This window comes from Salinicola sp. MH3R3-1 (assembly GCF_001937155.1).
In the GTDB taxonomy this organism is placed as follows: Bacteria; Pseudomonadota; Gammaproteobacteria; order Pseudomonadales; family Halomonadaceae; genus Salinicola; species Salinicola halophyticus.
The window spans coordinates 239053-257396 of record NZ_MSDP01000007.1 but is presented as its reverse complement, the minus strand read 5'-3'; the positions used below and the strand labels follow the sequence as shown (position 1 = coordinate 257396).

Sequence of the window (18344 nt, the reverse complement as noted above, 5' to 3'; positions counted from 1 at the left end):
ATGCCCCCACGCCGCCTCTCCAGCGTCGCCACCTTGGCGGTGCTGCTGATAGCCGCCCGAGCCAGCTCCGCGGATGACACTCTCATGCCGCTGGTGGTGACTGCCGCCGCCGTCCCATCCCAAGCGGAAGGCTATCAAGCGACGCGCTCAAACCTGGTCAATGGCCGCCCAACCGACTTCCTGAGCCAGGCGCGCACGGTCGACCAGGTTAGCTCGCAGATGCTCGAGGATATCGGCGCCGATTCTTTGACCGATGCCATGGCCTACGTCAACGGCGTGACTCTGGGCAACACTATGGGCGGAACGGAAGCCGGGTTCATCAAACGCGGCTTCGGCAGCAACAGCGACGGCTCGATTTTGCGCGACGGCATCCGCCAGCCACGCAATACCTTCTCGACCTTCACCACCGAGCGGGTCGAAGTGCTCAAGGGCCCCAGTTCGTTTCGCTACGGCATCCAGGAGCCTGGCGGGGTCATCAATATCGTCAGCAAGAAGCCGCAGTACGACTGGCAGCGCACCATCAGTGGCGAGGGCACTTCCTTCGGCGGCGGCAATGCCAGCGTCGATGTCACCGGGCCGCTGGGCGACAGCGGTGCGGCGTTTCGCTTCATCGTCGGGCAGCAGGACGAGGACTACTGGCGCGACTTCGGCAGCAATCGTCAGACCGTGGTGGCGCCGTCGCTGAGCTGGGAGGACGACGATACCCGACTGTGGTTCGCCTATGAATATCGTGATTACGACCTGACCCTGGATCGGGGCACCGCCTTCGTCGATGGCAAGGCGGTCGACGTGCCACGCAAGCGGCGATTCGACGAGAACTGGTCCCGCGTAACGGGCCACGATCAGTCGTTCACGGCGCGCTGGGAGCAGGATCTGAACCCGGACTGGACCAGTCGCCTGACCTACGGCTGGAACCGACGCCAGTACGACGACGGTCAGCCGCGGGTATTGAGCGTTGCCGAGGATGGCACCGCAACCCGGCGCGCCGATGCCAATCACGGCTTCGACCGGCGCGTGATCTATACCGCCGCCGAGCTGCTCGGCGACGTAAACCTGGCCGGCATTCGCCACGAAATGACCGTCGGCATCGATCATGAGCGACGCCGCGACTATCTGGCCGACCGCTATCGCGGCGCTACCGACACGATCTCGATCTACGCCCCCGACTACGGCGATCTAAACCTGGATGGCGCCACCTATCTCGACAGCACCAGCCATCGGCTCGACGAGATCGACACCACCGGCGCCTATGTCGACGACAATCTGCATCTGGGCGAACGCTGGATTCTCGGCCTGGGCGGGCGTTATCAGCATAGCGAGCAGTATGGCGGCCAGGGCCGGCCGTTCGTGGTCGAAACCGACACCCAGGATGACGTCTTCCTGCCCCACGCCAGCCTGCTCTACAAGCTGACGCCACAGACCTCGCTCTACGCCAGTTACAGCGAATCGTTCGTTCCCAACCAACCCGATGCCGACACCGGACAGCGCTTCGATCCGGAAGAGGGTCATGGCTGGGAAGCCGGGATCAAGCAACGTTTCCTCGGCGATCGGCTGCAGGCTTCACTGGCCTATTTCGATATCACCAAGGAGAACGTCGTCGTCAGCGACAACGGCGTGTCGCGGGCGGTGGGCAAGAGCGGTTCGAAAGGGGTCGAGCTTTCCGCCCAGGGCGAATTGACCGAGCGGCTATCGGTCCTCGCCAACTATGCCTACACCGATGCCGAAGTGCGCGACGATGGCTCGGAGAATACAGGCGGCGGCACCGAAGGCAACGCGCTGCCCAACGTGGCGCGTCACACCGCGTCGCTGCTGCTATCGCAGGCGCTAGCGGTAAACCCCGATTACGGTCGTTGGCGAGTCGGCGGCGGCGTGCGCTACGTCGGCAGCCGCGAGGGCGACAGCAACAACAGCTTCAGCCTCGACGACTACACCGTAGCGGACGCCTTCGTCGCCTGGGACAACCGCTGGCTGGGCGACAACACCCATCTCCAGCTCAACGTTCACAACCTGTTCGACACCACCTACTACCCCTCCAGCGGCGGCGATACCCGGGTGGTGGTCGGCGAACCGCTGGAAGTCACGCTGCAGGCCGGCGTGTCGTTTTAATCGGTGGGATCGCGGCAGTTACACGGAGTGGGGAGATCCGCTGGGCGATCCCGACACAGGCTGGAAACCTTTCACTTGCCGTGCTGATCCGACGTTGTCTTGCCTTTGGTCGGGGCGCGTCTGAAGCGCGCCTGATTGCACGGATTAGAGAAGCTCACTGGAATCCGTGTCCGATGCTCGACTCAGGGCTTTCGAGTCATTCCGGCGCCAGCCATGAGCCTGGCATTCGCCTCATGCTGGTGCGGTTTCGTCTTCCACGGCGCTGATATCGATCCGGTAATGCGCATGCGTGGAAAGGTTGACCAGCGCATCAAGACTGAACTTGCTGACTCGACCCTTCAGCAAATCATTGACGCGAGGCTGAGTCAGCCCCAGGCGGCGGCCAGCTTCAGCCTGACTTACGTTCCAGCTTTTTACCCGCTCGCCAAGAATCATCATCAGCTTGGACCGCAGCCGCATGTTTGCCGCTTCCTCCGGGGTATCTTCGACAGCATCCCAGATGCTTGCGAAACGCTCGTTAGCCATCTCTCTATCCTCACTCTCATACTGCCATATGCCGGTTGGAGAAAGGCACATCGGAAGACGTGGTCTCTACTGTCGGCTTTTCGAGGGCTCGGGCGGCAGCTCTTTGAATCGCTGCTTGCCTAGCGCCAGATCCTTGGGAGCCGTCTTCTCGGTTTTCTTCTGGAAGCAGTGAAGGATGTAGATAGCCTCCTGTCGCTTCGCGATATAGAACGTTCTATAGGCTCCGGTTTCGTCCTTTACCCTGATTTCATAAACCCCGTTGCCCACGGTTTTCATGGGTCTGGAGTCTTCGGGCTCCAAGCCAGCTTGGACCAGGCCAATCTGATAACCCATATCTTGCTTCGCTGCCTGCGGAAAAGCCCGTAGCCGATCCAGCGAGTCTCCGCAGAATTCAATCGGCTTTTCTTCTTTTGCCATGATGAACCCTTAACCAGCGCCATCAAATTATATCTAATTTGATATAACCGCAAGAATAATGTCGGATCTTATCTCGCGCTTCGAACTAAGCGCGCCGGTGCATCCTGCCTCGCCGTAGCACTCGAGATTGACCCATCCTGCGCTTAATCCCGCTTCACCGACCAGGTCAGAGATTCGCCAGCCTGGTAGGGGACGAAGGTGTTGTCGCCTTCGCCCACCGATTCGGCGACCGGAGTCGGCTGGCGCGTCAGGGTGACGAAGCTTTCGTTGAGCGGCAGGCCGTAGAAGCGCGGGCCGTTCTCGGAACAGAAGGCTTCGAAGTGCTCGAGCGCGCCCTCCTGCTCGAAGACGTCGGCATAGACCGAGAGCGCCGCTTCGGCGTTGAACACACCGGCGCAGCCGCAGGATGTCTCCTTGGCGGCGGTGACGTGGGGGGCAGAATCGGTACCCAGGAAGAAGCGCGGGTGGCCGCTGGCGACGGCCTGGCGCAGCGCCTGCTGGTGCTCGCCGCGCTTGAGTATCGGCAGGCAATAGAGATGCGGGCGAATGCCGCCGACCAGCATGTCGTTGCGGTTCTGGGCCAGATGCTGTGGCGTCAGCGTGGCGCCCAGGAACTCGTCGCCTTCCAGCACGAAGTGGGCGGCTTCCCTGGTGGTGATATGCTCGAACACGACCTTGAGCTCGGGGAACTGGCGGCGAATATCGAGCATGACCTCGTCGATGAAATGTTTCTCGCGATCGAAGATATCGATCTCGCCGCGCGTCACTTCGCCGTGGATCAGCAGCGGCATGCCGATGCGCTGCATGACTTCGAGCAGCGGATAGACGTCCTGAATCCGTTTGACGCCGTGCTGGGAGTTGGTCGTCGCGTTGGCCGGATAGAGCTTGGCGGCGGTGAACAGCCCATCGGCGTGGCCACGCTCCAGCGTCTCCCGGGAGACACTCTCGTTGAGGTAGCAGGTCATCAGCGGCGTAAAGTCATGATCGGCGGGGATCGCCGCCAGGATGCGCTCGCGATACGCGCTGGCCGCCTCGATCGTGGTCAGCGGAGGCACCAGATTGGGCATGACGATGGCGCGGGCAAACGTCCGGCTGGTGTAGGGAAGCACCGTCTTCAGCACCTCGCCGTCACGCAGATGCAGGTGCCAGTCGTCGGGGCGGCGGATGCGAAGCGTGTCGGGCGAAGCGGTCATCGGGAACTCCTGGCAGTCGGTAGAACGAATCGGCGCTCATGATACCAGAGACCGTCTGACTGCAACGCGCCTCGCGACATGCCTAGGCGGCCTCTCGTCGCTTGTTCCGCCGCAGCAGCAGGAACAACGCGAGGCAGCAGAGCAGTGCCACCAGCAGAGCGAACAGCAGCCCCGTCAGCTGCAGGCTGATCACCGAGGCGACAAGACCAATCCCGATGACGGGCAGGGAGATCGCGACATAGGCCACCACGAAGAAGGTGGAGACCACCGCCGCCTTATTCTCGCTGGCACTCGCGGCCGCCACCGCGCCCAGCCCGGCACGGAAAGCGATGCCCTGGCCGATGCCGGCGACGATCGCGCCGATGATGAAACCGGCCAGCTGCGCCGCACCGATGCCCCAGGCGACGCAGAGCACGCCGATAAGCAGCACCGCACAACCCATCGGCAAGCGCCGCGACTCGGGGAGTCGCCCCTGAAGCATCTGGCCGACCGTGGAGGCGATGAACAGCAGCCCCGCCACGAATCCGATCAACGCATAGTTGGTATGACCCAGCACCTTGCCCAGAAACGCTGGGGTTACGGCGGTGAAAAAGCCGCACACCATGAAGCCGGCGAATGCCGCGATGGCCGCGGGTACGAACACGCCGCGCACCTCGGCGGGCACCTTGAGTTTCTGCACACGCAGACGAATCCGCTCGGGCCGGTTCACGGTCTCCGGCGCGCGCCAGATGCAGGCCACCGCCACCAGCGCGAGCACCAGATGCACGATATAGGGCAGCGCCAACGGCATGGGGAAGAGCACCGCCAGCACCCCGGCGAGCATCGGCCCCAGGCCCAGACCACCCATATTGGCGGCGGTGGCCACCAGCGTACCGGCGCGCTTCCACTCGGCAGGCACCAGCTCCATCACCGCCACGGTCGCCGTGCCGGTGAAGATGCCGGCAGAAATACCCGACAACACCCGCCCGGTGAGAATCATGCTGAGGCCGTCCGCGTGCCAGAACACCAGATCGCTGACGATCGATGCCAACAGGCCGGCGAACAGCAACGGCCGTCGCCCGAGCTGATCGGACCAGCGCCCGGTAATCAGCAGCGCCGCGATGACCCCGGCCGCGTAGACCGCGAAAATGACCGTGATCATCAATTGCGAGAATCCCAGCTGCTGCTGGTAGATCGGATAGAGCGGCGTCGGCAGCGTGGTGCCGATCATCGTTGCCGCGAACGCCAGGGCGATGCCCAGAAAAGGGCCGGCACGGCGGGTCTCGGTTGCGGTCGAGGAGTTCATGAATACCTTTGCTGATCAGAATGGCTCTTGCGGGAAAGCCCTCTCGCGGAAAGCCCTTGGCGAAGCGGAAAGTCCGAAGCGGAAAGTCCCTTGGCGAAAAGAGCCGAACGTGACGAATGAGAAAGCGCATTGTAGTAGAAAGAGGCAGCGTCGAAGCCTCACTGCTCTGCCGGCCGACAGCCCGAACCCGCGCGAGGCTCCCCTGCCCATGAAGTGGCGTTTACGTGGCATACTATGGGGCTTCACGCACTTCCGGACGGCCGTTCTGTCATGTCGCACGCTCTCTCGACGCCCCGTACCCCCGCCGATACGCTCGGCGCCAGCGCTCTGGGCACGCTATATATCGTTTCCGCCCCTTCCGGTGCCGGCAAGACCAGCCTGGTCCGCGCCCTGCTCCAACGCAACGCGGATATCGGCGTGTCCGTGTCTCATACCACTCGCGCCAAGCGCCCGGGCGAGCAGGATGGCGTCAACTACCACTTCGTCACCCAGCCCGAGTTCGAGGCGATGGTCGAACGAGGCGAATTCTTCGAGCACGCCTGGGTCTTCGATCGTCATTACGGCACCTCCAGGGTCGAGGTCGAAAAGCGCCTTGCCGTGGGCGAGGACGTGATTCTGGAGATCGACTGGCAGGGCGCCCAGCAGGTTCTCGAGCAGTCGCCGGATGCCGAATCGATCTTCATCCTGCCGCCGTCGCGAGAGGCGCTTCGCGAGCGGCTTGCCGGACGCGGCACCGACGATGACGCGGTCATCGAACGGCGCATGCGCGATGCGGTCAGCGAGATGTCGCATTACACCGAATATGAGCACGTCATCATCAACGACACTTTCGAACACGCGCTGAGCGAACTCGAATGCATCGTCCATGCGCGCCGTTCGCGCCGCGACAAGATGCAGGCACGCCACGCGGCCCTGCTCGCCGATTTGCTGAACGACGCCGGCTGAATTTCGGTGGTCACGTCACCTTCTCCAGCGCATCTCCTAGCGCACCCTCGCGCGCCGGATCTCCCGAAGAAGCGCGAGCGGTCGACCTGCTTTGTCGTGTCCGGCTGGCCTCTCTTGTCAGGCGTTGCGCAACTCCAGTAGACTGCTCGGTCCCGCAGACCCCGCAGCATGGGGCGCGTTCCCTCATTTTCTGGTAACAGGGCTACCCTCATGGCACGAGTGACCGTCGAAGATTGTCTGGACCATATCGAGAACCGTTTCAAGCTGGTAATGATCTCGTCCCAGCGCGCCCGTCAGCTCGCGCGCGGCTCCCGTGATGCGCTGCTGCCGTGGGAAAACGACAAGCCGACCGTGATGGCGCTGCGTGAAATCGCCACCGGCCAGATCGGCGACAGCATTCTCGACGAGCCGGTCGAAGCCGCGCCGCCGCGCCCGCGTCCCGAGCCGACCCAGGAATACGACATCTGAGTCTTGGCTTCCGGCATGATCTCCGGTCGTCTGTGGCGTCGCCATGACGTCCACGGACCGGTTGCGGTCCGGGATGTTGATCAATCGGTGTCCATAACGGGTAGTTAAACGAGCAGTCAAAATAGGCGCGCGCATGTTCACCATCGATGACCTGGCCGATCGTCTCGGCGGCTATCTCCCCGACGACGAGATTCAGCAGGTCAAGCGCGCCTTCTACTACGCCGAGCAGGCCCACGACGGCCAGCAGCGCCGCTCCGGCGAGCCCTACGTCACCCATCCGCTCGCCGTCGCCAATATCCTCGCCAACATGCACATGGACCATCAGAGCCTGATGGCCGCCATGCTGCACGATGTCATCGAGGATACCAGCGTCTCCCGGGAAGCCCTCGAGGCGCAGTTCGGCGAGGCGGTGGCGGAACTGGTCGACGGCGTCTCGAAGCTGACCCAGATCACCTTCGAGGACAAGGCGGTCGCCCAGGCCGAGAACTTCCAGAAAATGGTCATGGCGATGTCCCGGGATATCCGGGTCATCATCGTCAAGCTCGCCGATCGCCTGCACAACATGCGCACGCTGGGGGCTCTGCGCCCCGACAAGAAGCGCCGGATCGCCCGCGAGACGCTGGAAATCTACGCCCGCATCGCCGGACGCCTGGGGATCAACACCATTCGGGTCGAGCTCGAGGATTTGTCGTTCCAGGCGATTCATCCGATGCGTTCCGAGCGCATCAAGCGCGCGGTGGCCAGCGCTCGCGGCAATCGCCGCTCGACCATGCGCCAGATCCAGACCAGCCTGCAGCGTCGCCTCGACGAGGACGACCTCACCGGCAGCGTGGTCGGACGCCAGAAGCACCTGCTGTCGATCTATCGCAAGATGCACGACCAGCGAAAGCCGTTCGCCGAGATCATGGACGTGTTCGGCTTTCGCATCATCACCGACAGCGTCGACAACTGCTATCGCGTGCTGGGCGCGGTGCACAATCTCTACAAGCCGGTGCCGGGGCGCTTCAAGGATTACATCGCGATTCCCAAGGCCAACGGCTACCAGAGCCTGCACACCACGCTGTTCGGCCCCAGCGGGATGCCGATCGAGGTGCAGATCCGCACCCGCGAAATGGAAGCGATGGCCAACAACGGCATCGCGGCGCACTGGCTCTACAAGGCGGGCCAGACCGAGCGGCCGATCGCTGCCGGCAGCCACGCCCGGGCCCGCGAATGGGTTCGCGGTCTGCTCGAGATGCAACGCCACGCTGGCGACTCGCTGGAGTTCATCGAGCACGTCAAAAACGACCTGTTTCCCGATGATGTCTACATTTTTACGCCGAAAGGCGACATCATGGAGCTGCCACAGGGGGCGACGGCGGTCGATTTCGCCTACACCGTGCACACCGACATCGGCAACAGCTGCATCGCCTGTCGCATCGATCGCCATCTGGCGCCACTGTCGACGCCGCTGGAGAGCGGGCAGACCCTGGAGATCATCACCGCCCCCGGCGCGCGGCCCAATCTGGCCTGGCTCAATTTCGTGATCACCGCCAAGGCGCGCTCGGCGATTCGTCACGCCTTGAAGAGTCAGCAGCGCAGCGAGGCGGTCCAGCTCGGCCGCCGGCTGCTCAATCGCGCGCTCACCGGGTTCGAGACCAGCCTCGAGAAACTACCGCCGGGACGGCTGTCTTCCCTGCTGGAAGAACTGGACCTTAAGACCGAGGACGACCTGCTCGAGACCATCGGTCTCGGCACTCGCCTGGCTCACGCCACGGCACGGCGCCTGGTCGCGGATGATTCGGCCACCGACACCAGCAGCGGCGAACGCAGCCTGGAACGGCTATTGGAAGAGGCGCCGCACAATGGCCCGATCGTCATCAATGGCTCCGAAAGCATGGCGATCAGCTTCGCGCGCTGCTGCCACCCGCTCCCTGGCGACCCGGTGATCGGCCACCTGTCGATCGGCAAGGGGATCGTCGTCCACCGCCACGAGTGTGGTAACCTCGATGAGCTGCGCGACGATCCCGACAAGCTGGTGACGTTGACCTGGTCGAAGCAGATCGACCAGGATTTCCCGGTACCGCTGCGGATCGAAGTCGAGACCCGGCGCGGCCTGATCGCCGAACTGGCCAGCCTGATCACCGATGCCGACGCCAACATCGAGCGCATCGGCATCGAGGAGCGCGACGCCAGGCTCTCGATCGTCAATCTGACCATTCTGGTCAAGGGCCGCATTCATCTGGCACGGATCATCAAGCGCCTGCGCAACCTGAATCATATCGGCCGCATCGTTCGCGCCCGAAACTAATCGGTAATGGCTGCCCCGCCGCGTCATGCGCGGCGGGGCAGTGTTTTTTCACGATGGCAATGCCATTGAAAACGTATTTATGAGAAGACGCTAGATAAAGAAACTGGAGGGTACGCCATGAGCAACAAAGCCGTCATCAACACCGACAACGCCCCGGCCGCCATCGGCCCTTATTCCCAGGCGATCAAGTCGGGCAATACCGTCTATCTCTCGGGCCAGATTCCGCTAGACCCGAAGACCATGGAGCTGGTCTCCCAGGAGTTCGAGGCTCAGGCACGCCAGGTGTTCACCAACATGGCCGCCGTGTGCCAGGAAGCCGCCGGCTCGCTGCAGGACATCGTCAAGCTCAACCTCTACCTGACCGATCTGGATAACTTCGCCGTGGTCAACAAGGTGATGGAAGAGTTCTTCCAGCCGCCCTTCCCGGCCCGCGCCGCCGTCGGCGTCAAGCAGCTGCCCAAGGGTAGCCAGGTCGAAGCCGAAGCGGTCATGGTCATCGGCGACTGAGATTGACCCGCTGCACGGCCCGGTCTTTCAACATCCTGGCCGGGCACTTCTCGAGCCGTTCGACACAGGCTCATGTCGCGCAGGCATTCAGGCCCGCGCGGCCTCGGGCAACTCGCCGCGCAGTTTGGTCACGTCCGCTCGCGGCGGCACCCCGAACAGGCGGCTGTACTCGCGGCTGAAATGGGAAGGACTTCCGTAACCCACGTGGAAACTGGCCGTCGCCGCCTCCATCCCCTCGGATAGCATCAATCTGCGCGCCTCGTGCAGCCGCAGCTTCTTCTGGAACTGCACCGGCGACATCCGGGTGACCTGCTTGAAGCTGTGGAACAGCGACGATTCGCTCATGTTGACCATGTCCGCCAGGTCGCGAACGCGCAGCGGCTCGGTGAAGCGATCCTTGAGTACCGCGATCACCTTGGAAATGCGATGCGTCTGGGTGTCGGCCACCGCGAACTTGCGCATGTGCAGGCCGATCTCGCCGATCAGCGCACGATAGAAGATCTCGCGCCGCACCAGCGGTGCAAGCATTCGAATGTCCTGCTGCGGCGAATCGAGCAGATTCACCAGCCGCAGCACCGCCTCCACCAGCCCTTTTTCCGCCTGTACCCGGCTTAAACCACAAGCGTTCTCCGGGCACTCCTGCTGCTCCATGCCGTTGAGCCCCTCGCCCAGGGCCAGCACCAGATCAGTGATCTCCTGCGGTTCGACAGTAATTTTCAGACCCAGATAGGGTCTTTCTGGCGACGCCTCGGTGACCTTGCCCAGCACCGGCAGATGCACGGCCGACACCATGCAGCTCAGCGGACCGTAATCGATCTGCCGATCGCCCAGCCATACCGTCTTGCTCCCCTGTGCGATCAGGCAGAACGAAGGGTCGTACACCGTGGAACCGATGCAGTTGTTGACGGAAGAGTCGGCTCGTACCAGCTCCAGCCCCGGCACCGCAGTGGTGGTCAGACCCTCTTGGTGCGTCCATTTCCGGATCTGTAACGCCAGAGTATCCGCCAATCGTCCGAGTTCATCGTCAAGCGTTTCGAAGACAGGTTGAACAGCACTCACGACTTCACCTCTCGCTTGTTGGTCTGATGGTCATCTTGAGACAAATCGCGATTATATGCCGGCTTTCTGGCTTTCTGATGACAGAAACCCGATATCTGCAGGATTGGGCAAGACCTTTGAAGGAACGGGCAATCATGCCCCGATGCCACTCCCGGAATGCCAAAAGCTGGCGCGCGCCCCCATACACAGATTCGCGATGTCGACAGAATTAGGCAATCAATAACGAGGAATCCGATAACGCCCACGCTTGTCCGAGCCCTACAGTGCTCGTCCTATCCGGTGCCCATGCTCGCCAACCCCAGAGGTTGGCTGGTGCGTTTTCGGGCATGACTCGCGCGATCTTGACTGACGGGATCGATTGCGACCGGACACAGTCAACGCGGGGTCAAGGAAATGCAGATACATAACGAAAAGCGCGTATCGACGACGAGTCTGTCTCGCGGATTGGGCGTATTGCTCATCATCGCCTTGCTGGCCGGTTGCGATGCCCGGGGCGAAGCGCAAACCGCCAGCGCGCCGCCGCCGCCGGCAGTAGATGTCGCAACGGTGCTGGTGGAACCCGTCACGCTACGGGAAACCTTCACCGGTCGCGTGGCGTCACCGCAGACCGTACAGTTGCGGCCGCGCGTCACTGGCTATATCGACGAAGTCGCCTTCGAAGAAGGGGAACTGGTCGAGGCCGGCGACCTGCTGTTTCGTATCGATCCCCGTCCCTACGAAGCCCGGGTACAGGCCGCCAAGGCCTCATTGGCTCAGGCGCAGAGTCAACGCCGGCTCACCGAAGTCGAGGCCGGCCGATCTCGCCAGCTGATCCAGAAACACATGATCTCCCAGGAGCAGCACGATCAGCGTCAGGCGGCCGCGCTCAATGCTCGAGCGCAGCAGGCGGAAGCCGAAGCCGCGCTGACCAGTGCCGAACTGGATCTCCAGTACACCCGCGTCACCGCACCGGTAACGGGACGCACCGGACGCGCCATGGTCACCCAGGGCAACCTCGCCAGTGCCGATCAGTCGGTGCTGACCACGCTGGTGTCGGTCGATCCACTTTACGTCTATTTCGACAGCAACGAAGCCGAAGCCCCCAGCGCTCAAGCACTGCTGAATCAAGGCAAGACCGCCACGCTGCGCATCGGGCTGACCGGCGAGACAGGGTTCCCCCACCAAGGTCAGCTGGATTTCGTCGACAACCAGATCAACGCGGATACCGGCACCCTGCGCTATCGAGCGGTTCTGCCCAACCCGGATGGCGCCTTCCGGCCCGGGCAGTTCGCGCGAGTGGAGATGCCCGTCGCCCATCTGACAGAGGCGATGCTGGTGAACCGCAAGGCAGTGCTCGCCAATCAGGACCGGCGCTTCGTCTACGTGGTCGGCGACGACAATACCGTGACACCGCGCCAGATCGAGACCGGTCGCGAGGTGGGGGATCTGATCGTGGTCCGCGAGGGCCTGAAGGCCGGCGATCGTGTGATCGTCAACGGCACCCAGAAGGTCCTCGCGCCGGGGATGCCGGTCACGCCCAATCCGATCGCCATGCGTGAGCCGGCCGCCGGCAACGATGTCGCCACCCGATCCTGAGAAAGCCGCGCGCCGATCGACTCAACGCGTCCTGAAGCACGTCTCTCCTTCCGAATGACAAGACGCGGTTGGGCATCGTCCCCGCCGCTCAGGAGCCTCTGTCATGAACTTCTCCCGCTTTTTCGTGGACCGGCCGATCTTCGCCGCGGTGCTGTCCATCGTCATCTTCGCGGTGGGCGCGATCTCCATTCCCAATCTGCCGATCGGCGAGTACCCGGAGGTGGTGCCGCCCTCGGTGCTGGTCCGCACCGTCTACCCGGGCGCCAACCCCAAGGAGATCGCCGAGACCGTGGCCACGCCGCTGGAGGAGGCGATCACCGGCGTCGAGAACATGATGTACTACAAGTCGGTGGCGGGTTCCGATGGCGTGCTGCAGATGACCATCACTTTCCAGCCCGGCACCGATCCCGAGCAGGCGACCGTACGCGTCCAGAACCGGGTCAGCCAGGCGCTGGCGCGGTTGCCGGAAGCGGTGCGGCGACAGGGGGTGACCACCCAGAAGCAGTCACCCACCTTCCTGATGGTGGTGCACCTGGTCTCACCGGATGACAGCTACGACACCCTCTACCTGCGCAACTACGCGCGACTGCACGTGCGCGATCAGCTGGCGAAGATCCCCGGCGTCGGCGAAGCGCAGATGTTCGGCGGCGGCGACTACGCCATGCGCGCCTGGCTGGACCCCGACCGCATCGCTTCCCATGGCCTGACCGCCGGCGACGTGGTCGCGGCCATGCGCGAGCAGAACGTCCAGGTCTCCGCCGGTCAGATCGGTGCCGAGCCCACCCCGCACAGTGATTTCCTGACCCTGATCAATGCCAAGGGCCGCCTGTCCACCGAGCAGGAGTTCGGTAACATCGTGCTCAAGGTCGGTGCGGACGGCGAAGTCCTGCGGCTGCGGGACGTCGCTCGTCTGGAATTGGGCGCGGGCGACTACACGCTGCGCGCCAGCCTCGACGGCAAGGATGCGGTGGCGATCGGTATCTTCCAGTCGCCCGGCGCCAATGCCCTGCAGATCCGCGACCAGGTGATCCGGACCATGGACGAGCTGTCCACCCAGTTCCCGCCGGGAGTGGAGTATCGCACCGTCTATGACACCACGCTGTTCGTCACCGACTCGATCCGCTCGGTGATCCAGACGCTGCTGGAAGCGATCCTGCTGGTGGTGCTGGTGGTGACGCTGTTCCTGCAGACCTGGCGAGCCTCGCTGATTCCCCTGCTGGCGGTGCCGGTCTCGGTGGTAGGCACGTTCTCGGTGCTGTTGCTGCTTGGGTATTCGATCAACACGCTGACGCTGTTCGGGCTGGTGCTGGCGATCGGCATCGTCGTCGACGACGCCATCGTGGTGGTGGAGAACGTGGAGCGCAACATCGGCCAGGGGCTGGCACCGCGGGCCGCCGCCCATCAGGCGATGCGCGAGGTGTCCGGGCCGATCGTCGCCATCGGCCTGGTGCTGTGCGCGGTGTTCGTGCCGATGGCGTTCCTGTCCGGCGTCACCGGCCAGTTCTACCGCCAGTTCGCGGTGACCATCGCCATCTCCACCGTGATCTCCACCGTCAACTCGCTGACGCTCTCGCCGGCGCTGGCCGCGATGCTGCTCAGGCCTCACGACGCCCCGAAAGATCGCCTGACCCGAGTGATCGACTTCCTGTTCGGCTGGCTGTTCCGGCCGTTCAATCGCTTCTTCAACGCCGGCTCCAATCGCTACCAGGGCGTGGTCTCGGGCAGCCTTCGCCGTCGCGGCGCGGTGTTCGTGGTCTATCTGATTCTGCTGGGCACCACCGGCTATCTGTTCAAGCTGGTGCCGCCGGGGTTCATCCCGGTTCAGGACAAGATGTACCTGATCGCCGGCGTGAAACTGCCGGAGGGCGCCTCGCTGGAACGCACCGATGATCTGCTGCGCCAGGTGGTGGATATCGCCATGGAGACCGACGGCGTCGAGCACGCGATCTCGTTCCCGGGACTCAACGCGCTGCAGTTCACCAACACCGCCAACACCGGGCTGGCGTTTCTGACCCTGAAGCCGTTCGATCAGCGCACCCGCACCGCGGCGGAAATCAACGCCGAGATCGCCGGCAAGATCAGTGGCCTCAAGGACGGCATCGCGTTCTCGTTCATGCCGCCGCCGATCCTCGGGCTAGGCAACGGTTCGGGCTATCAGCTGTTCATCGAGGATCGCGGCGGGCTCGGCTACGGCCCGCTGCAGGAAGCGGTGACCGCGTTCCAGGGCGCGGTGGTGCAGACGCCGGGGATGAGCTATCCGATCACCAGCTACCAGGCCAACGTGCCCCAGCTCGATGCCGAGGTGGACCGACTCAAGGCCAAGACCCAGGGCGTGGCGGTGAGCGACCTGTTCGATACCCTGCAGACCTACCTGGGCTCCACTTACGTCAACGATTTCAATACGTTAGGCCGCACCTGGCAGGTCATCGCCCAGGCCGACGCCCCCTACCGCGACAGCGTCGAGGATATCGCCCGACTGCGCACCCGCAACGCCCAGGGCGAGATGGTGCCGATCGGCTCGATGATCGATATCCATCAGAGCTTCGGCCCCGACCCGGTGCTGCGTTTCAACGGCTACCCGGCCGCGGATCTGGCCGGCGAAGCCGACCCCCGGGTGCTCTCGTCGCCTCAGGCGATGAGCGCCTTGACCGATATCGGCGAGCGCGTGCTGCCGGATGGCATCGACTTCGAATGGACCGACCTGAGCTATCAGCAGTCCACCCAGGGCAACGCCGCGCTGGTGGTATTCCCGCTGGCGGTCATGCTGGTGTTCCTGGTGCTGGCCGCGCTCTACGAGAGCTGGACGTTGCCGCTGGCGGTGATCCTGATCGTGCCGATGTGCCTGCTATCGGCACTCGTCGGCGTCAAGATTTCCGGCGGCGACACCAACGTCTTCGTCCAGGTGGGTCTGGTGGTGCTGATCGGGCTGGCCTGCAAGAACGCCATCCTGATCGTCGAATTCGCCCGCGAGCTCGAGTTCCAGGGTCGCAGCGTGGTGGAAGCGGCGCTGGAAGCCTGCCGGCTGCGGCTGCGCCCGATCATCATGACCTCGATCACCTTCACCGCCGCGGTGATACCGCTGGCGCTGGGCCATGGCGCCGGCGCAGAAGTGCGTCAGGCGCTGGGCATCGCGGTGTTCGCCGGGATGCTTGGCGTGACTCTGTTCGGCCTGCTGCTGACGCCGGTCTTCTACGTCGCGCTGCGCAAGCTGGCCGGCCCGCTGCGCCAGGATCACGGCTCGACGCTGGAAGGCGAAGATCACCGGCCGAACAGCGACCCTGCCTGAGCGCGGTGGCAGGCAACGCCGCGAAAACCGGTAGCGAGGAAGGGGACAATGCGCCACGCTGCTGGCAACGCCACCGGAAGCCGACATCGTGACTGCCACTCGCCGACTCTTCTTCGCCCTATGCCCCGACGACACCATTCGTCGGTCCCTCGCGGTGGAGGCCGAACGCCTGGCGCCACGCTGCGGCGGCTATCCGCTACCGGCGGAGAACATGCATGTCACGCTGGCGTTTCTGGGCAGTGTCGACGCCTCGCGGCTGGAAGCACTCGTCGATCTGACTCGGGCATGGCCGACGCTGAACGGCGAGTGGACGCTGGATCGACTCGGCCATTTTCCCAAGCCCCGCATCGTCTGGGCCGGCAGCCGGACGCCGAACGAGGCACTCCTGACGCTCGACGCCGAACTCTGGCAGGCACTGTCCCGCCACGGCTTCACCGCGCCGCACCGTGACTTCACCCCGCACGTGAGCCTGATTCGCCAGGCCGACCGCGCGGCGCCACACTCACGGCTAGCCGCCCCGCTTCTCTGGCGCTTCGATCATCTCGCGCTGGTGGAATCGCAGCTCGGCGACGGCGGCTCACGCTATCGGACGCTGGCGAACAACGCCGTCTGAGATCATGGCGATGGCTGCGACTCGCGCTCGGCGGCCTCGAGAAACGCCCCGGTATCGCCCTGGAACAGCGGCAGCGTGCGCGCCAGCCGCTCGTGGGGCCATTCCCACCAGGCCAGCGCCTCCAGGCGTGTCGCGGTTTCGGGAGCCTCGAAGCGCGGCCGCAACGCCCGAGCGGGATTGCCGACCACGATGGTGTAAGCCGCGACATTCTTGGTCACCACGCTGCCGGCGCCGACGATGGCGCCGTTGCCGATGGTGACGCCGGGCAGCACGATGGCTCCGTGGCCGATCCAGACATCGTGACCGATGACGACACGGTCCTCGGAACGCCAGTCGAAGATCCGTTCGTCGACGCGCTGGTCGCCGTCGGCGAAGCCGAACTTGCCGGGGCGGTAGCTGAAATGGTGTAGCGTCGGCCGCCACCAGGGGTGATTGCTGGGGTTGGTGCGCACGCTGGAGGCGATCGATGTGAACCTGCCGATCTCGGTGAACATCAGATCGCAGTCGCGCTCGACGTAGCTGTAGTCGCCGAGCGTGACGTGGTTGAAGACGCAGCGATCGCCCACCTCGGTCCAGGCGCCCAGCCGACTCTCGTGAAGTTTCGCCGTGGGTGCGCAGGTCGGGGCGTCGCTCAGGCGGCGGGAAGCGGGTTGCGAAGACATGAATTTCCTCTCAGAAAAGAATATCGCTGCCATCGGCGGCCAGCTCCACGCCTGCCGGCAGGATTCGGGACGTCGCCATGAAGTCGGCATCCAGTTCGTGACTGATGTGGGTCAGCCAGGCCCGCGATGGCGACAGTCGCTCGATGATCTCCAGCGCCATGGCAACGTTGTTGTGGTTGCGGGGCGTGGTATGCGACTCCGGGTGCGGGGAGTCATCAGACTCCGGATTCGGGGAGTCATCAGACTCCGGATTCGGGGAGTGATAAGCGTCGGGATGAGTGGCATCGATCACCACGCCGTGGGGCCGCCACTCGGTCAGAAAGCGCTCGGTGGCACCGGGCAGGCCCACGGTGTCGCACAGCCAGGCGACCCGATTGATGCCGTCGTCCAGGGCGTAGCCCAGCGTCGGCTTGCTGTGGTTGAGTGGCAGCGGCGTCACCGTGAGACCGCCCAGCACCAGAGGCCGGAACGGCTTGAGGCCGGGCTGGAAGTCGAGGATGCCGGGATTCTTGTGCAGGTCGGCGCAGCCTTGAGGGTCTTTAGGACCGTGGACCGGAATCGATTTGCCCCGCCCCCAGCGCAGATGCAGAAGCCCCTGCACGTGGTCGGCGTGGTAGTGGGTCAGCAGGATGGCGGCCGGGCGCTGACGCTCGCAGCGCGCGGCCAGATCCATGCGGCCGGCGTCGATCAGGATCAGCTCGTCATCGAGCTCGATCTCGCCGCAACAGGGCTCGCGGCGGTGGCAGCTCAGCAGCCGCGCCCGCTGGCAGGCCAGGCAGTCGCAGCCGAAACAGGGAACCTGGGCGCTGTCGCCGGTACCGGCGAAGCGCAGCTTCACGCCGAATCGCCCGCTACGGTCTCGGCGTCGAGCCAGGACTCGAGCGCCCTCACGCCATGTGCCAGCTCGCCGCCGTTGTCGATCCGCGGAATATCGCCCAGCTCATCCTCTTCGTCGCCGCGCGCCAGTCGCGCCTCGATCTCGGCCGGCGTCTCACGCCCGCGAGCGATCAGACGTCGGCGCAGCACCTCGGCGTCAGCCACTACCAGCAGCGGCACCAATGCCGCCCCGAATCGCTCGCGCGCCGCCGCCAGCGCGCGGCGGCTGCCGTTGAGCACCACCGTATGCCCCGCCGCCAGCCACGCTTCGATCTCGATGCCGACGCCGTAGTCGAGCCCGTGCGCGCGCCACGAGAGGCAGAACAGCCCCTGCTCGCGCCGCCAGTGGAATGCCTCGCGGGAGAGTTCTATACAGTTCTCCGCCCCGCCGCTGGCCCGGGTGATATAGCGATGCACCACCAGCGCGTCCGGGCGACGCCGTGCCAGCTCGCGCAGCAGGCTGTCCTTACCGACGCCGCTGGCGCCCATGACGTAGATCACACGACCTTCATCCATATCGCTGCCTTTCTGTATAAG

Annotated in this window: 16 protein-coding genes; 8 read left to right on the top strand and 8 right to left on the bottom strand. The window is 64.2% G+C overall.

Going from position 1 to position 18344, the window contains the following annotated elements; translation table 11 throughout:
- Positions 1-2106, top strand: coding sequence for a TonB-dependent siderophore receptor (locus BTW08_RS05840; protein WP_075561571.1), 2106 nt, complete (start codon positions 1-3; stop codon positions 2104-2106).
- 231 nt (positions 2107-2337) lie between these two features.
- Here BTW08_RS05840 and BTW08_RS05835 read toward each other — a convergent pair whose 3' ends face one another.
- The 4 genes from BTW08_RS05835 to BTW08_RS05820 all read right to left on the bottom strand — a co-directional run bounded on the left by BTW08_RS05835 (position 2338) and on the right by BTW08_RS05820 (position 5526).
- Positions 2338-2631: an XRE family transcriptional regulator gene (locus tag BTW08_RS05835; RefSeq protein ID WP_075561570.1), complete on the bottom strand. Its 294-nt coding sequence runs from the start codon at positions 2629-2631 to the stop codon at positions 2338-2340.
- Positions 2632-2697: 66 nt separating this feature from the next.
- Positions 2698-3048 carry a type II toxin-antitoxin system RelE/ParE family toxin gene (locus tag BTW08_RS05830; protein WP_075561569.1) on the bottom strand — a complete coding sequence of 117 codons (351 nt, stop codon included), beginning with the start codon at positions 3046-3048 and terminating at the stop codon, positions 2698-2700.
- A 143-nt stretch (positions 3049-3191) separates the two neighbouring features.
- The gene (pyrC, locus tag BTW08_RS05825; RefSeq protein WP_075561568.1) at positions 3192-4241 is read right to left on the bottom strand and encodes a dihydroorotase; all 1050 of its coding nucleotides are present in this window, start codon (positions 4239-4241) and stop codon (positions 3192-3194) included.
- An 82-nt stretch (positions 4242-4323) separates the two neighbouring features.
- Positions 4324-5526 (bottom strand): MFS transporter, encoded by a 1203-nt coding sequence (locus BTW08_RS05820; RefSeq protein WP_075561567.1) that lies wholly within the window; start codon positions 5524-5526, stop codon positions 4324-4326.
- Positions 5527-5796: 270 nt separating this feature from the next.
- Between BTW08_RS05820 and gmk the strand changes: the two genes are divergently transcribed.
- From gmk to BTW08_RS05800, 4 genes are all read left to right on the top strand, one after another.
- Positions 5797-6471: a guanylate kinase gene (gmk, locus tag BTW08_RS05815; protein WP_075561566.1), complete on the top strand. Its 675-nt coding sequence runs from the start codon at positions 5797-5799 to the stop codon at positions 6469-6471.
- 210 nt (positions 6472-6681) lie between these two features.
- Positions 6682-6939, top strand: a complete 258-nt coding sequence (gene rpoZ, locus BTW08_RS05810; protein WP_075561565.1) for a DNA-directed RNA polymerase subunit omega — start codon at positions 6682-6684, stop codon at positions 6937-6939.
- 133 nt (positions 6940-7072) lie between these two features.
- Positions 7073-9229, top strand: coding sequence for a RelA/SpoT family protein (locus BTW08_RS05805; RefSeq protein WP_075561564.1), 2157 nt, complete (start codon positions 7073-7075; stop codon positions 9227-9229).
- Between the two features lie 117 nt (positions 9230-9346).
- Positions 9347-9736 (top strand): RidA family protein, encoded by a 390-nt coding sequence (locus tag BTW08_RS05800; protein ID WP_075561563.1) that lies wholly within the window; start codon positions 9347-9349, stop codon positions 9734-9736.
- 87 nt (positions 9737-9823) lie between these two features.
- Here BTW08_RS05800 and BTW08_RS05795 read toward each other — a convergent pair whose 3' ends face one another.
- Entirely contained in the window at positions 9824-10795 is a 972-nt protein-coding gene (locus BTW08_RS05795; protein WP_075561562.1) for an AraC family transcriptional regulator, read from the bottom strand.
- Between the two features lie 393 nt (positions 10796-11188).
- Here BTW08_RS05795 and BTW08_RS05790 point away from each other — a divergent pair, with 393 nt between their 5' ends.
- The 3 genes from BTW08_RS05790 to thpR all read left to right on the top strand — a co-directional run bounded on the left by BTW08_RS05790 (position 11189) and on the right by thpR (position 16269).
- The gene (locus tag BTW08_RS05790; RefSeq protein WP_139313583.1) at positions 11189-12370 is read left to right on the top strand and encodes an efflux RND transporter periplasmic adaptor subunit; all 1182 of its coding nucleotides are present in this window, start codon (positions 11189-11191) and stop codon (positions 12368-12370) included.
- A 103-nt stretch (positions 12371-12473) separates the two neighbouring features.
- The gene (locus BTW08_RS05785) at positions 12474-15656 is read left to right on the top strand and encodes a multidrug efflux RND transporter permease subunit (RefSeq protein WP_075561561.1); all 3183 of its coding nucleotides are present in this window, start codon (positions 12474-12476) and stop codon (positions 15654-15656) included.
- 88 nt (positions 15657-15744) lie between these two features.
- Complete coding sequence (thpR, locus tag BTW08_RS05780; RefSeq protein ID WP_075561560.1) at positions 15745-16269, top strand: RNA 2',3'-cyclic phosphodiesterase; 525 nt, start codon at positions 15745-15747, stop codon at positions 16267-16269.
- Between the two features lie 2 nt (positions 16270-16271).
- Here the strand turns inward: thpR and BTW08_RS05775 are convergent, their stop codons facing one another.
- Genes BTW08_RS05775 through phnN form a run of 3 tightly spaced genes read right to left on the bottom strand, consistent with a single transcriptional unit; the run spans position 16272 to position 18323 of the window.
- Entirely contained in the window at positions 16272-16931 is a 660-nt protein-coding gene (locus BTW08_RS05775; RefSeq protein WP_075561559.1) for a DapH/DapD/GlmU-related protein, read from the bottom strand.
- A gap of 10 nt (positions 16932-16941) precedes the next feature.
- Positions 16942-17769, bottom strand: a complete 828-nt coding sequence (locus BTW08_RS05770; RefSeq protein ID WP_075561558.1) for an MBL fold metallo-hydrolase — start codon at positions 17767-17769, stop codon at positions 16942-16944.
- Positions 17766-18323, bottom strand: coding sequence for a ribose 1,5-bisphosphokinase (phnN, locus tag BTW08_RS05765; RefSeq protein ID WP_075561557.1), 558 nt, complete (start codon positions 18321-18323; stop codon positions 17766-17768). Before phnN ends, BTW08_RS05770 begins: the two co-directional genes overlap by 4 nt.
- Positions 18324-18344 lie beyond the last annotated feature (21 nt).

Bases quoted from the DNA above. Each gene is read 5' to 3' on its own strand.
- BTW08_RS05830 (WP_075561569.1), bottom strand. From the start codon at position 3,048: ATGGCAAAAGAAGAAAAGCCGATTGAATTCTGCGGAGACTCGCTGGAT.
- BTW08_RS05835 (WP_075561570.1), bottom strand. From the start codon at position 2,631: ATGGCTAACGAGCGTTTCGCAAGCATCTGGGATGCTGTCGAAGATACC.
- gmk (WP_075561566.1), top strand. From the start codon at position 5,797: ATGTCGCACGCTCTCTCGACGCCCCGTACCCCCGCCGATACGCTCGGC.
- pyrC (WP_075561568.1), bottom strand. From the start codon at position 4,241: ATGACCGCTTCGCCCGACACGCTTCGCATCCGCCGCCCCGACGACTGG.
- BTW08_RS05785 (WP_075561561.1), top strand. From the start codon at position 12,474: ATGAACTTCTCCCGCTTTTTCGTGGACCGGCCGATCTTCGCCGCGGTG.
- BTW08_RS05775 (WP_075561559.1), bottom strand. From the start codon at position 16,931: ATGTCTTCGCAACCCGCTTCCCGCCGCCTGAGCGACGCCCCGACCTGC.
- BTW08_RS05805 (WP_075561564.1), top strand. From the start codon at position 7,073: ATGTTCACCATCGATGACCTGGCCGATCGTCTCGGCGGCTATCTCCCC.
- rpoZ (WP_075561565.1), top strand. From the start codon at position 6,682: ATGGCACGAGTGACCGTCGAAGATTGTCTGGACCATATCGAGAACCGT.
- BTW08_RS05790 (WP_139313583.1), top strand. From the start codon at position 11,189: ATGCAGATACATAACGAAAAGCGCGTATCGACGACGAGTCTGTCTCGC.
- BTW08_RS05820 (WP_075561567.1), bottom strand. From the start codon at position 5,526: ATGAACTCCTCGACCGCAACCGAGACCCGCCGTGCCGGCCCTTTTCTG.
- BTW08_RS05840 (WP_075561571.1), top strand. From the start codon at position 1: ATGCCCCCACGCCGCCTCTCCAGCGTCGCCACCTTGGCGGTGCTGCTG.
- phnN (WP_075561557.1), bottom strand. From the start codon at position 18,323: ATGGATGAAGGTCGTGTGATCTACGTCATGGGCGCCAGCGGCGTCGGT.
- BTW08_RS05800 (WP_075561563.1), top strand. From the start codon at position 9,347: ATGAGCAACAAAGCCGTCATCAACACCGACAACGCCCCGGCCGCCATC.